Source organism: Roseibium sp. MMSF_3412 (assembly GCF_030733265.1).
Classification (GTDB): Bacteria; Pseudomonadota; Alphaproteobacteria; order Rhizobiales; family Stappiaceae; genus Roseibium.
Genome location: NZ_JASHJI010000003.1, coordinates 68,535 through 82,093, shown reverse-complemented (window position 1 = coordinate 82,093; position 13,559 = coordinate 68,535). Strand labels below are relative to the sequence as shown.

Annotated in this window: 11 protein-coding genes; 3 read left to right on the top strand and 8 right to left on the bottom strand. The window is 60.2% G+C overall.

The genetic code is table 11. The features are described 5' to 3' along the window. The first annotated feature begins 4 nt into the window (after positions 1-4). A complete protein-coding gene (locus tag RBB49_RS06580; protein ID WP_306141917.1) occupies positions 5-1,015 on the top strand; it encodes an Ldh family oxidoreductase in 1,011 nt (336 codons plus the stop codon). A 79-nt stretch (positions 1,016-1,094) separates the two neighbouring features. Beyond that, positions 1,095-2,918, top strand: a complete 1,824-nt coding sequence (locus RBB49_RS06575) for a BCCT family transporter (RefSeq protein WP_306141916.1) — start codon at positions 1,095-1,097, stop codon at positions 2,916-2,918. Positions 2,919-2,992: 74 nt separating this feature from the next. On the opposite strand, the gene RBB49_RS06570 is transcribed toward RBB49_RS06575, so the two are convergent. Further along, positions 2,993-5,095 (bottom strand): winged helix-turn-helix domain-containing protein, encoded by a 2,103-nt coding sequence (locus RBB49_RS06570; RefSeq protein WP_306141915.1) that lies wholly within the window; start codon positions 5,093-5,095, stop codon positions 2,993-2,995. 496 nt (positions 5,096-5,591) lie between these two features. Beyond that, entirely contained in the window at positions 5,592-6,578 is a 987-nt protein-coding gene (gene cysK, locus RBB49_RS06565; protein WP_306141914.1) for a cysteine synthase A, read from the bottom strand. Between the two features lie 465 nt (positions 6,579-7,043). On the opposite strand from cysK, the gene RBB49_RS06560 reads away from it, so the two are divergent. Further along, entirely contained in the window at positions 7,044-7,934 is an 891-nt protein-coding gene (locus RBB49_RS06560; RefSeq protein ID WP_306141913.1) for a DMT family transporter, read from the top strand. A gap of 19 nt (positions 7,935-7,953) precedes the next feature. On the opposite strand, the gene RBB49_RS06555 is transcribed toward RBB49_RS06560, so the two are convergent. The 6 genes from RBB49_RS06555 to RBB49_RS06530 form a co-directional block, all read right to left on the bottom strand. Then, positions 7,954-8,343 (bottom strand): VOC family protein, encoded by a 390-nt coding sequence (locus RBB49_RS06555; RefSeq protein ID WP_306141912.1) that lies wholly within the window; start codon positions 8,341-8,343, stop codon positions 7,954-7,956. Between the two features lie 4 nt (positions 8,344-8,347). After that, on the bottom strand, positions 8,348-8,767 hold the full coding sequence (locus RBB49_RS06550; RefSeq protein WP_306141911.1) for a hypothetical protein: 420 nt from the start codon (positions 8,765-8,767) through the stop codon (positions 8,348-8,350). 238 nt (positions 8,768-9,005) lie between these two features. Continuing rightward, positions 9,006-10,118 carry a 3-isopropylmalate dehydrogenase gene (gene leuB, locus RBB49_RS06545; protein WP_306141910.1) on the bottom strand — a complete coding sequence of 371 codons (1,113 nt, stop codon included), beginning with the start codon at positions 10,116-10,118 and terminating at the stop codon, positions 9,006-9,008. Between the two features lie 140 nt (positions 10,119-10,258). Further along, complete coding sequence (locus tag RBB49_RS06540; protein WP_306141909.1) at positions 10,259-11,023, bottom strand: sulfite exporter TauE/SafE family protein; 765 nt, start codon at positions 11,021-11,023, stop codon at positions 10,259-10,261. A 4-nt stretch (positions 11,024-11,027) separates the two neighbouring features. After that, entirely contained in the window at positions 11,028-11,822 is a 795-nt protein-coding gene (locus RBB49_RS06535) for a helix-turn-helix domain-containing protein (RefSeq protein ID WP_306141908.1), read from the bottom strand. Between the two features lie 533 nt (positions 11,823-12,355). After that, a complete protein-coding gene (locus RBB49_RS06530) occupies positions 12,356-13,531 on the bottom strand; it encodes a M20 aminoacylase family protein (RefSeq protein ID WP_306141907.1) in 1,176 nt (391 codons plus the stop codon). Between the last annotated feature and the right edge of the window lie 28 nt (positions 13,532-13,559).

Sequence of the window (13,559 nt, the reverse complement as noted above, 5' to 3'; positions counted from 1 at the left end):
AATCATGACCGAAACCCGGACCCTTTCGCTTGCCGAAATCGAAGATCTTTCGTTTCGGGCGCTTGTGGCGGCAGGCACGTCTGAAAAGAGCGCCCGGGCGCTTGCTCTTGCCACTGCAGCGACGGAGGCGGACGGGGTCGCCAGCCACGGGCTGGCCTATATCCCGATCTATTGTGAACATGTTCGTTGCGGCAAGGTCGACGGCAAGGCGGAACCGGTCCTTGATCGCCCCAGACCCGGAGTGGTTGCCGCCGATGCCGCGACGGGTTTTGCACATGCGGCGATCGACCTCGGGTTCGAAACCCTCGTGCCTGCAGCACGCGAGCAGGGCATCGCCGTCCTGACAATCCGAAACAGCTACAATTGCGGTGTGCTCGGCTATCACACTTTCAGGCTGGCACAGGAAGGCCTGGTGGGGCTCGGGTTCACGAACGCACCGGCATCGATTGCGCCGTCAGGTGGCGCGAAACCGGTCGTGGGCACAAATCCGTTTTCCCTTGCGGTTCCAGGCACCGATGGTCAGCCCGCGCTGCTGATCGACCAGAGCGCCAGCACCATCGCCAAGAGCGAAGTCATGAAACATGCGCGTGAGGGCAAACCGATCCCGATCGGCTGGGCGCTGGACGGCGATGGAAATCCGACCACCGACCCGGAGGTCGGGCTGAAGGGGTCGATGGCACCGTCGGGCGGCTACAAGGGCGTCGGGGTCGCGCTTTTGACGGAAGTCATGGCCGCCGCGCTCACCGGAGCGACGCTCGGAATTAACGCGTCGCCGTTTTCGGGTACTGCCGGCGGTCCGCCGCGAACCGGACAGTGCTTCATCGCTATCGACCCGGCTGCAACGCCGGGCGGCGGTTTCAACGCCACTGTCTCAGAGCTGGTTGAAGCGATCCGGTCTCAGGAAGGGGCACATCTGCCCGGCGATGGCAGGCGTTCCAAGCGATTGTCGGCCCGGGGGGACGGCGTTGCCGTGAATGCCGCAACGCTCGCAAAGATCGAAGCCCTTCTCACCTGAATGGCCCGGCGGCCAACCGGGGAGCTGCCGGCAACACTCTACCCGGACAGTCACGGCACATGTGAACAGGAGGTCACACATGTCAATCAAGCAACCTTTCACCGATCTACAGATCAAGAAGTCCGCCGGAGGATTTTATGATGGTCACAGCGTTGAGATCGCCATCTTAAGCAAGGCGATCATGGTGGCACTGGTCATCTGGGCGCTGGTCTGGCCCGCGAACGCGAATGGCGTTCTCGGCAGCCTGAACTGGCGCCTGCTGGAGGATTTCAACGGCTTTTACATCGTCATTGTCGGACTGTTTTCGTTTTTCCTTCTGGTGATCGCCATTTTGCCGCGCACGGGCAGCCGTGTGATGGGAACTCCGGGCGAAGCTCCCGAGTTTTCAACCTTCTCCTGGTTTTCCATGATGTTCGGCGCTGGTCTCGGTGTCGGCCTCATGGTCTTCGCGACAGCGGAGCCTCTTGGCCTCTGGGGCTCGAACCCGGTCGTTCTGGCCGGTGATGTTGTTGCCAACAGCGAAAACGCGGTCCAGTCAGGATACCGCTACACATTCCTTCACTACGGCTTTCACGCCTGGGCAATCTACGTGGTGACGGGGCTTTCGCTGGCTTACTACGCCTATACACGTGGCATGCCGCTGACGATCCGGACCGCGCTGACACCCTTGTTCGGCCGTCTGATGAACGGCTTTCTCGGCCATGTCGTCGACGTCCTTGGCGTCGTTGCGACCATCCTCGGCGTCTCGGTGACAATCGGCTTCGGCGTGTCGCAGTTCATCGACGGTCTTTACGCCATCACCGGTATGGAGTGGATGATGGATACGTCCGGCGAAGCGCCTGCGCCGGGCACCGTCGGTTTGATCACCGGCCTTGTTGTCATCATGGGACTGTCGATCATCTCGGCTGTCTCCGGGGTCGGACGCGGTGTCAAGTATCTGTCCAACCTCAACCTGGTGCTGTCGATCATCCTGCTCCTGACGTTCGTTGTCTTCGGCTCGTTCCTGTTCGCGATGACAACCTACGCATCCGCGTTCGCCGACTACATTCTGCATTACGTGTCGCTGAGCTTCGGTGCATTCGGTCCGCAATCTGCCGCCGAATTCGCCGCGGCGCTGCCGCCGGAAGCCGCACCGTTCGCGGACGCCTTGCGAAGCGGGGCGACGAATGCCTGGGGATCTTTCGACGCTTTCAAGTCCGGGCTTGAGGGCGACGCCGCCGGGCTCCCCGAGAACGTGCTTGCGGCCGCCTACGCGGCCGGTGAACCCGGACGTCAATTCGGCTGGCAAGCCGGCTGGACCACTTTCTACTGGGCCTGGTGGATCGCGTTCTCACCCTTCGTGGGTCTGTTTCTCGCCCGCATCTCGAAGGGGCGCTCGGTGCGCGAATTCATCATCGGATGCGTGATCGCGCCGGCACTTGTCTGCTTCGCCTGGATGACGATCCTCGGAGGAACGGCCATTGACCTGGAACTGACAGGTGGTGCGGACGGCGCGATCATCGGCGCCTCCAACACGGCGAAACTGTTCGTCACGCTCGGGCAGATGCTCTCGGGAGGGTTCCTTGCCGCCATTACGGTGATGTGCGTTGTTCTGATCCTGACCTTCCTGGTGACGTCGGCGGACTCCGGCATCCTCGTGATGAACACGATCATGTCCGGCGGAGAGCAGCAGACCGGCATCAAGCACCGGATTGTCTGGGGTGTCATTCTGACACTTGTGATCGGGACCTTGCTGATCGCCGGCAAGACCAATGGCGGTGCTGATCCGATGGAAGCGCTGAAAAGCGCCATGATCATCGGTGCCCTGCCGTTCACGATGGTCATGGGCCTGATGTGTATCGCGCTCGGCAAGGCACTCTACCGCGATGGCCTGCGCGAAAGGGCTGTGGTTCCTGCAGAGTAAAACGTCTGAACCGGGCAGGCGGCACGATCCGTCTGCCCGGTCCTGTTTCACTTTAGGGCGTCGAGTGACATCGATCAGGAATGTTCGCGCAGGCCGGCCTTGCGCAGTCCTTCCATATAGGTTTCGATCTGGTCTTCCTTCTTCAGGTAGAACAGATGCTCCCTGGCAAAGTCGATCGAGAATTCCGGCTTGAGTCTGGTCAGGTCGCGAATGGCCCGAGTCGCCTGGTCTGTCTCGCCGAGCAGGCCGAGTGCGGCGACGAGATGGGCCTTGGCCCAGTATTGCGCATTCGGGATCTGGACGGACTTGCGCGCCCAGCTGACGGCATCTTCATACTCTCCCCGGAACAGATGCGCCAGGGACCGGTAGGAGTAAAACGCCCACCGGAACGGGTCGTGCGGGCTCAGGCGAATGGCGATCTCGAACTGCTCGATCGCCTCGTCCAGCCGTCCCTCGTAGGCGAGTGAATCCCCAAGGCCGCAATAGGTGACCGCGAGGTACGGATTGAGTTCAACCGCGTGTTCCAGAGCGTCGATCGCGAGATCATATTCGCGGCGCGCCAGATACACCCTGCCAATGGTGAAGAAACTGTTGGCATCCTGATCGTCAAGCTCCAATGCCCGCTTGGCAGCTATCAGAGCCTCGTCCATCCGGTCATCATCGGGAGCTGCATCGAAATAGACCATGCTGAGCACGATCGCATAGGCAAGCCTGGAGTGGGCGCTCGCAAAATCCGGATCGAGCTGGAGCGACTGGCGCAGCAGGTCCTGGCAGCGCATGTTGGCTTCGGGCGTGAACTTGTAGAATTCAGCGACACCCAATTGGTAGAGATCCCAGGCTCCGAGGTTCTTCCTCGGGCGGCGCTCCGCCTTGCGCTGTTCGGTCATGCCCAGTTCGGATTCAATGCGCGAGGCAACCAGCTCCGTGATCTCGTCCTGGAGGTCGAATATGTCCTTCATGTCCCGGTCGAAACGCTCCGACCAGACGCTGTTTTCCGTACCGGCATCGACCAGTTGAACGGTGATGCGTACGCGTTGCCCCGCCTTGCGGACGCTGCCGGTAACAATGTAACTGGCACCAAGTTTCTCGCCGATCACCCGGATGCCGTCCGCCGAATTGCGGAAGGAGAAGGTGGAGTTGCGGGCGATCACGGTGAGCCAGCGGTTCTTGGAAAGCGCTGTCGTGATGTCCTCGGTGATGCCATCGGCGAGATAGTCTTCGGAGGGCTCGGTGTTCAGATTGATGAAGGGCAGGATGGCGACCGACGGCTTCATCGTCGCCATCTTGTAGGTCACGGCTTCAGCCACCTGAACACCGGTTTGCGCCGGATTTTCCTGTGGCTGCTTGAGCTCGGCGACAAAGCGGAACCCGCGTCCATGGATCGTGCGAATGGTGTGCTGTGCGGTGCCGTCGTCTCCCAACACCTTCCGGGCCATCTTGATCTGGCTACTGAGCGCGGAATCGGACACGAACCGCTCACCCCAAAGCCTGGAAAAGATCTCTTCCTTGGTGACCGTGCGTTCGCTGTTCCGGGCGAGATAGGAAACGAGATCGAACACCTGAGGTTCGACGGCGACCGGTGTGCCGTTGCAGCGGAGCTCGAACCGGTCGGGATCAAGTTCATAGGCTCCGAAACGGAGTGTGCCGGGCGGAGTTTGCCTGTCCGACAGGTCGACGCTGTAGGCTTCGATCGGCCTGCTGATGTTTTTCACACGCTGTTCGCCGAGCGGGGTGAACTCGGCCTGAACGCGCCCGCCGATGTGATCGAAGACCTGCTTGGAAAGCACGATGCCGCCCGGTTGCGCCAGACTTTCAAGACGAGCTGCAACGTTGACGCCGTCGCCGTAGATATCCTCGCCCTCTGCGATGACATCGCCAAGATGAATGCCGATCCGGTAGTGGAGTTGGCTCTGTCCGCCCGGGCCGGTGCTTTTTTCCGCGAGGTCTTTCTGTATCTCGATCGCGCATTGGAGCGCGCTGACAACGCTTGAAAATTCCAGAAGGGCACCGTCTCCCATGGTCTTGACGGTCCGGCCGGAGTGACGCGCGACTGACGGTTCGACCACCCCGGCACGGATCTCGTTCAACCGGCGGAGCGTCCGTTCCTCGTCGCGCTCCATCATCCGGCTGTAGCCAACCACATCCATTGCAACGATTGTTATCAGCTTTCGTTCCATGTTCCGTGCTCTCAATGGCCGGCCTGCGGCCGTGGTCGATTCCTGTCCGGATGATTTCCAGCGATGCGCTTGCTGTGTTGGTCCGTGCGAATAAACCGGACTCATGTCGCTTGTGACAGGGGTAAGACTTCCACGTGGTATTACGTAGAGTCAAACGATGTCTGATCCCGATACACTTCCGTCTGGTTTAGCCAGTAGTTCATCTAGGAAGGCGGTCCTCAATCAATGAACTTGTCACTCCGGCTGAAGCGCAGCGGAAGGCCGGAACCCAGTAACCACCTATTTCTCCTTCATCTTTTAACCTTCAGCCACAGGGAGTACTGGTTCCCGGTCTTGCCGCGCGTGCGGCAAACCGGGACGACAAATCGGGGAAAAAATTCCGTATCGCGATTTGGCGGCGCACGGAATTATTTTGTTTTCTCAGAGACATAATTTCGACAGTACTTTGTAAACCGGACAGCAGTGAGTCCCGCTATTTGTCGAGCCAGGATTCCTGCTATTCGCCGATATCCTCAAAGAGGCCGGTCGACAGATACCGCTCTGCGCCACTCGGCAGCACGGTGACAATGGTTCTGCCCTTCATCTGCTCGCGCCGGCCAAGCTTTAGCGCGCAATACATGGCGGCCCCCGATGAGATGCCTGCGGGGATGCCTTCTTTCAACGCCAGCGACCGGGCGGTTTCCATGGCGCTTTGGTTGCTGACGGTCACGACTTCGTCGATCAGGTCCGTCTCCAGCACATCGGGAACAAAGCCGGCACCGATCCCCTGTATCTGGTGTGGCGTGTGCGGCCCTCCGGAAAGCACCGGGCTTTCTTCCGGTTCCACGGCGATGATCCGGATCTCCCCGTTGCGGCTCTTGAGCAGGTCCGCGACCCCGGTCAGCGTCCCGCCGGTGCCGACGCCCAAGACAACGGCGTCGACCACGCCGTTGGTGTCGTTCCAGATCTCTTCCGCAGTGGTTCTGCGATGAACGCCCGGGTTCGCCGGGTTGACGAATTGTCCCGGCATCACGGCGCCTTCGGTCTGTGCGGCGATCTCGTTTGCCTTTTCGATGGCGGCGTTCATACCGCCGTCACCGGGCGTCAGGACAAGCTCGGCGCCGAACGCCCTGATCATCTTGCGCCGTTCGAGTGAAAAACCATCCGGCATGGTCAGAATGCAGCGGTAGCCCTTGGCGGCACACGCAAATGCAAGCCCGATCCCGGTGTTGCCGGATGTCGGTTCGACAATGACACTGCCAGGCCCGATGGTGCCACCGGCTTCCATTGCCTCCAGCAAGGCCACCGCAATCCTGTCCTTGACGCTGGCAGCCGGGTTGAAGAATTCCAGCTTTGCCAGAAGTTCAGCCTTGCAGCCGGCCTCTGTTGCCAGGCGTGAGATCCGCACGAGCGGCGTGTTGCCGATCGTCTCCAAAATACTGTTGTAGACGCGGCCCCTGCCGGGCTTGTCGAAGGTGAGACGGGATCCTGGATAAGGGTGCATGTCGATTTCCTCTTGGCCGCGCTGGGCGGATTTGTTTGCGCTGATCGCGTAAGAGAATCTTCCCGTCCGAAGGTTTCTCTCTGCGGCAGTGTCTTGTGGATGTGACCCGGCAAAAAGTAGAGCAACGCGGGCCGCCGTGCTTGGGGCTCTCATGAGGAGAATCTGGAGATTTCATGAAGAGACGCAAATACCGGACAAAATGCGATTTTCGGAAGTTTATTCAGCAGGATAAAGGGTGGTGTTGATGCACCCGAAGAACCCTCTGCCGGATGCCCGGGTGTTTTGGCCGGAGCCTGTCTTGCAACCGTCCTGCGACGTTTGTGCCGCAAGTGGTTGCAATCGCCTGCAATGGCTTTATTGAAGGATCGAAAGATCGGTCTCCGTATCGGCTGACGCTTTGCCTTCGCCGCCTTTCGGGGCATCAGCGCCAAAGTTGCCGTTCTTCCCCGAAAGGTGTCCCCGGAATTGAACACTCAATCTGCTGCCGTTCAGAACCGCAATCTCGGGATTGCGAGTGCCGTCGGGGTCCTGTTCATCTGGTCGGGCTTCATCGTGTTCTCGCGGGCCGGCGTAACGACAAGCCTCACCCCGGCGGACATAACCGGTCTCAGATTTCTGGTTGCCGGCGCGATCACGCTTCCCTTCGTCTTCAAGTGGTGGCCGCGTAATCTGCCGTTTCACGCCGTTGCGCTGATGTCGCTCTGCGGACCGGGCGCGATTTATTCCATGTTGATGTACTGGGGATTAAGCGAGGCATCCGCAGCCTATGCGGGCGTTTTCGCGAACGGCGCGCTCCCGGTCTTTACGGTAGCCTTGGTTGCTGTCTTCGCGGCGAGCTTTCCCGACCGGCTGCAAGTCATCGGCATTGCCGTCATCGTGGCCGGGGCCGTGTTGCTCGGAAGCGCGGGTTTCCTCCAGGGTGGGAAGAACATTGCCGTCGGCATCGGCCTGTTCCTGTCCGCGTCGGCAGTTCTTTCGATCTATATTTTCGGAGTGCGTCAATGGCAGGTGACGCCGCGCCAGGCCCTGGTTCTGGTCAATGTCCCGAATGCGCTTTTCTTCGTGCCTGTCTGGCTGCTTTTTCTGCCTTCGGGTATTGCCGACGCAAGCCTTTCAACCATCGTGTTCCAGGCCGCCTATCAGGGTCTGGGCCCCGGTTTTGTTGCCGTGATCCTGTTTGCGCTCGCAGCAACGCATCTCGGGCCGACGGCAACGGCAGGGTTTTCCGCAGCCGTGCCGGCCTCAGCGGCCGTTCTGGCGATCCCCGTTCTTGGCGAAACACCCGGCTTTCAGGAGTGGATCGGGATCGGTATCGTCACGGTCGGCCTGTCCTTGCTGATCGTGAAGCGCGGCTAGGCCGCATCGCGTCTTGCGTTTAGCGGCGTTCGATCAGATCCCACTTGTTGCCGAACGGGTCGCGGAAGACGGCGACCTTGCCGTAAGACTCCTCGCGCGGGTTTTCCAGGAATTCGACATTGTTTGCGAGCATCTGCCCGTGGTCACGATCGAAATCGTCCGTATGCAGGAACAGGAATACCCGTCCGCCTGTCTGATTGCCGATCGCGTTCGCCTGGTCTTCATCGTCCGCCTGTGCAAGCAACAGCCGGGTTTCGCTGCTGCCCCTGGGCGCGACAAGCACCCAGCGCTTGGTCTCCGACAGGCGTGTGTCCTCGATCAGGTCGAACCCGAGCTTGCCGACATAAAAGGCGATGGCGTCGTCGTAGTCCGGGACAAGAAGCGCAATCGCGCCGATGGTCTGTTGCATCTGACTATTGTGCCTTGCGATAGACGGAGGTGTTCGTGAAGCTCGCGACATCTACGAGATGGACAGTTTGCGTTACCGTCAGCGTGCGGCCATCGTCGGAAAGCTCCCGGTCCGCCTTCATGATGGTCAGGCCACCGCGGCGGGCTTCTGACACAAGGTTCCTGTCGCCCTGGAACACCAGCCGCATCGCATCGACAAGCCCGCTTTTGCCCAGCTTGACCTCCGGACCATCGGGGACGGCTTCGAATGTATCGCTGCTTTCTTCGCCCTCGGCGGAAATCTGGTTCATGGTGAAGGAGACCATGCCGAAATTATCCTCGATCCGGAGCGTGGCGCTCTGTGGCGGTTCGCCCTGGTCGAATTCGCTTTCATCGGAGTCCAGGATCCATGTGCCGAGGAAAGGTGCGATTTTGTCGTCGATCATGTGAGCGGCCATAGCCCCGTGTGACTAGACGCCGGTGATGTTTTGCCCGGCAACAAACTTACCATCGTCTTCCCGGACGCAGCATAGCGGAGATCCGGGATCGGTGAGCCAAAGGTGCCGGGCGCTCCGATCCCGGGCAGCGTTCCACTTGGCCGGGATGACGAAGACAAGCATTTCCAGCAGTGCGACCGCCCACGGGATACCCGCAGGCGGTCTTTATTGCAATCTCGTTGCCGGATCAGGCGCTGAGTGCGTTCAGTTCCGCGAGGATGACATCGCCCATTTCGGACGTGGTGACGATCGTGTCGCCATCCTTGGCGATGTCCTTGGTGCGAATACCTTTTTCAAGTGCGGCCTCGATTGCCTTTTCAACCTTGTTCGCGGCTTCCACTTCCTCGAAGGAATAGCGCAGCGCCATCGCGAAGCTGGCGATCATGGCAATCGGGTTGGCAGCACCGGTGCCGGCGATGTCGGGCGCAGAGCCGTGGACCGGCTCGTAGAGCGCCTTGCGCTTGCCGGTGACCGGGTCCGGTGCGCCGAGCGAGGCCGACGGCAGCATGCCGAGTGAACCGGTCAGCATGGCGGCCACGTCGGACAGCATGTCGCCAAACAGGTTGTCTGTGACAATCACGTCGAACTGCTTCGGCCAGCGGACGAGCTGCATGCCGCCGGCGTCGGCCAGCATGTGGTCCAGCTCAACATCCTCATAGCCGTTCTTGTGGGTGTCGGTGACAACCTCGTTCCACAATACGCCGGATTTCATCACGTTCCGCTTTTCCATGGACGTGACCTTGTTGTTGCGCGTGCGCGCAAGCTCGAAGGCAACCTTGGAAATGCGCTCGATCTCGTAGGTGTCGTAAACCTGGGTGTCGACACCGCGCTTCTGGCCGTTGCCGAGGTCGGTGATCTCCTTCGGTTCGCCGAAATAGACACCGCCGGTCAGTTCGCGGACGATCAGGATATCGAGACCTTCAACCACTTCGGGTTTCAGCGACGATGCGTCAGCGAGCGCGGGATAGCAAATGGCAGGGCGCAGGTTCGCAAACAGCTGCATTTCCTTGCGCAGACGGAGCAGACCGGCTTCCGGGCGGACATCATAGGGAACCTTGTCCCATTTCGGACCGCCGACGGCACCGAAGATCACGGCATCCGCTGCAAGCGCCTTGGCCATGTCCTCGTCGGAAATCGCCTGTCCGTGCTTGTCGTAGGCGGCACCGCCCACATGGCCCTCGGTCGTGTCGAAAGTCATGTCGGTGTTGGTATTGAACCAGTCGATTACCTTTTCCACTTCCTTCATGATTTCGGCACCGATGCCGTCACCCGGCAGAAGCAGAAGACTGTGAGAAGCCATGAACGTTCCATCCCGCATTGTTGAAAACAGTTGCGCTCAGTTACCGCGTCGAGCTCCGCGTTTCAAGGCATGGCGAGTTGCGAATAACTCAAGCGAGGGGTCTCGAACGGTCAAGCGTTGGCGCATTCGGACTGTGGTTTTCAGAACAAACCGCGTGCTGCCTGCCAGAAGAGGTTCAGCGCCAGGGCGGTCATGACCCATTTGAAGCCGGTCTTGAACGTTTTCTCGTCCATCCTGCCCAGGAGACGTGAGCCTGCCAGCGTTCCGAGAAATCCGCTGAAGATCATCAGCACGATCAACCCGGCCCAGGGCGCGAAGGCAAAACCCAGCGCACCGAAAGCAAGGATCTTGAAAACGTGCATGACAAGCGCGGTGACGGCCTGGTTGGCGACATAACCGTGCCGGGTGAGGCCGAGCGTTGACAGAACCGCCCCGCCGATCGGACCGGCGGCGCCGAAAAACATGGACAGGAACGTGGAGGCGAACCCCGCAGCCGCCATGGCTCTTTTCTGGACCTTGTCGAATTTGGGCGGCTTGACCCAGATCACCCAGAGCACGAAACAGCCGATCCCGGCCCTGAGAATGGAAGACGGCAGCTCGACCGCAATCGCGCCACCGAGTGCTGCACCGAAGATTGCGCCAATCGTAAACCAGGCGAAAATCGACCAGTCGACATGCTTCAGCTGAACGAGCGCGCGTCCGCCGTTGGAGCCGATCTGCACAGCACCGTGGACCGGCACCAAAGCGCTTGCCGGCATTAGGTTGGCCATGATCGCAATCAGGGCGATGCCGCCGCCAAGGCCCACCGCGGCAGTGAGGCCGGATGTGAAAAAGCTTGCAAGGATCAGGGTGACGATGGAAAGGGAGCCGAGTTCATCTGGGAGGACCGCTGCCAGGAATTCCATCGGATCAGGCCCACCGCGATCTTGCGTAGTTCAGGGCCTCGCGCACATCGAGCTGGCGGGTGGAGTTGCCGCTTCGGACGTAGAAGACCGAGGATTTGCCGTCTTCCATGTAAACCGCGCGGGGAGCCGGACGAATGATGATCATGGCGACATCCTTGCCGTCGACATCTGCAAACACCGTGTGAATGGACGGGCAGAGGTCGCCGCCAAGGTTCCTGGAGACGATATCGTTGACCGTGCGCTCAAATGAGTCGAGATCCGCGCTCTTGAGCGTGGAGAGGTCCTTTTCAAGACCGAGCGCATTTCCATTGTCGTCGACGCCAACCAGCAGATACCCGCCATCGGCGTTGAAAAATCCGGCAATCGTCTTGGCGATGACTTTTTCCAGTCCGCGGTTGATGCGGTTTTCCCGCATGTCCCAGCGCAGCGAGGACTTGAATTCGACGCCGTCGGTTTCGCCGCCCTGCATGATGCTGGGAATATGCGCCGTCTGTTCCTGCCGCAGGGACCGGTAAGCCTCCGACGTGCGCATGTAGTTGCGGCTGAAGATGCCGAAGGCAAGCCCGACGACCGCGCCCAGCAACGTATAGGCAATCGCGACATCAAGGTGGCGCGGCAACAGCAGCAGCCAAAGCCGCGCAGACAGGAACTCGATCAGATCGGGGGCGGTTTCGGAAAAACGGGCAAGTTCCCACCAGACAACCACGAGATTGAGAGGATGGATGACAAGGACACCAACCACCGCACCGACCAGCACGTAGGACGCGAGGAAAGGAAGCTTGAAGGGTTGAGGTGTCATGTCGAAATGCCCAAAACAATAGTCCGGCCGGGACCGGCGTCAGTCATATAGCGATTTCCGGCTGTCGTCATCCCGTTGAGCGTTGATTAGGACGTGTCTGCCAAAAGCGACCCGTTTGCCGTGGTCCCGTCTCCGTTGGCATACGGTCAGACAAGTCCCTGGTCGTTTTGGACGGGCAACTGCATGGATTGCAGGGTCGCGCCCACTGCTGTCCGGTTTAACCCGGCAATGATCTATTGCGGCGATCCCTGGTCGATAAACTTGTCATCCCTGCTGAAGCGGAGCGGAAGGCAGGGAACCAGTACCCTCTTGTTTCTCCGTCGTCATCTAACCTCCAGCGACACGGCGTACTGGATCCCGGTCTTGCCGCACATGCGTCAAACCGGGACGACAAATCCGGGAAGCAAGTCTGTTTCCCGACTTGGTGTCGATCGGAATTATGGCGCTTTCTCAACGACATAAGTTCGATCGCAACTTCTAAACCGGACAGCAGTGGATTTGATCATGGCGTCCCGCAGACCCGGCCGGCGCTGTCAGGCGGCCTTTGCGGGAAGGGCTGTTTCCACCAGCTTCACCCAGTAGGAGCAGCCGACCGGAATAAGGTCGTCGTTGAAGTCATATTCAGGATGATGCAGACCGGCGGTGTCGCCGTTTCCGGCAAAGATGAATGCCCCCGGCCGTTCCTCGAGCATATAGGAGAAATCCTCGCCGCCCATCATCGGCTCAATGCTGCGGTTGACCTTGCCGTCACCGGCAATGCCCTCAGCGATCTCAGCCGCAAAATCCGTCTGTTCGTCGTGGTTCCGTGTTACGGGGTAGCCACGGCGGAATTCGAGCTTGGCAGTTGCGTCGAAGGCGGCAGCGATCGACGTGACGATGTCGCCCATGCGTTTTTCGGCCATGTCTCTCATGTCCGCGTTCAGGCTGCGCACGGTGCCGCGCAGGACCGCATCCTGCGGGATCACGTTGAACGCACTGCCTGCGTTGAAGACTGTCACCGAGACCACGACGGAATCGAGCGGGTTGGCGTTGCGGCTGGCGATGGTCTGAAGTGCGGAAACGATCTTTGAACCGACAACGACCGGATCGACGGTCTGGTGTGGCTTGGCAGCGTGGCCGCCCTTGCCGGTGACCGTGATGCGGAACTCGTCGGTCGCGGCCATGATCGGGCCCTTGCAGATCGCAAATTCGCCGACCGGCATACCCGGGTAATTGTGCATGCCGTAGACTTCGTCCATCGGCCAGCGGGTCATCAAGCCATCGTCGATCATGGCCTTCGCACCCGCGCCACCTTCTTCGGCGGGCTGGAATATCACCACGACAGTGCCGTCGAAATTCCGGGTCTCGGACAGATACTTCGCCGCGCCGAGCAGCATGGCGGTGTGGCCGTCATGGCCGCAGGCGTGCATCTTTCCCGGAACCTTCGAGGCGTAGGGCTTCTGGGTTTCCTCTTCGATCGGCAGGGCGTCCATATCGGCGCGCAGACCCACGGTCCTGCCCGCACCGCCATTGCGGCCCTTGATCACGCCGACGACACCCGTCTTGCCGATGCCTGTCGTTACCTCGTCGACGCCGAAGCTCTCCAGGAGTTCGGCGACCTTCCCGGCGGTCCTGACGGTTTCATAAAGAACTTCCGGGTTCTCGTGGAAGTCACGGCGCCAGGCCGTGATCTCGTCAGCGAGGTCGGCAAGTCGGTTTACGATGGGCATGGGGGGCTCCTGGGAGGACTTCTTTGAA

Excerpts from the sequence above, each read along its gene's own strand:
- RBB49_RS06580 (WP_306141917.1), top strand. The coding sequence starts at position 5 with ATGACCGAAACCCGGACCCTTTCGCTTGCCGAAATCGAAGATCTTTCG.
- RBB49_RS06575 (WP_306141916.1), top strand. The coding sequence starts at position 1,095 with ATGTCAATCAAGCAACCTTTCACCGATCTACAGATCAAGAAGTCCGCC.
- RBB49_RS06570 (WP_306141915.1), bottom strand. The coding sequence starts at position 5,095 with ATGGAACGAAAGCTGATAACAATCGTTGCAATGGATGTGGTTGGCTAC.
- cysK (WP_306141914.1), bottom strand. The coding sequence starts at position 6,578 with ATGCACCCTTATCCAGGATCCCGTCTCACCTTCGACAAGCCCGGCAGG.
- RBB49_RS06555 (WP_306141912.1), bottom strand. The coding sequence starts at position 8,343 with ATGCAACAGACCATCGGCGCGATTGCGCTTCTTGTCCCGGACTACGAC.
- RBB49_RS06550 (WP_306141911.1), bottom strand. The coding sequence starts at position 8,767 with ATGATCGACGACAAAATCGCACCTTTCCTCGGCACATGGATCCTGGAC.
- leuB (WP_306141910.1), bottom strand. The coding sequence starts at position 10,118 with ATGGCTTCTCACAGTCTTCTGCTTCTGCCGGGTGACGGCATCGGTGCC.
- RBB49_RS06540 (WP_306141909.1), bottom strand. The coding sequence starts at position 11,023 with ATGGAATTCCTGGCAGCGGTCCTCCCAGATGAACTCGGCTCCCTTTCC.
- RBB49_RS06535 (WP_306141908.1), bottom strand. The coding sequence starts at position 11,822 with ATGACACCTCAACCCTTCAAGCTTCCTTTCCTCGCGTCCTACGTGCTG.
- RBB49_RS06530 (WP_306141907.1), bottom strand. The coding sequence starts at position 13,531 with ATGCCCATCGTAAACCGACTTGCCGACCTCGCTGACGAGATCACGGCC.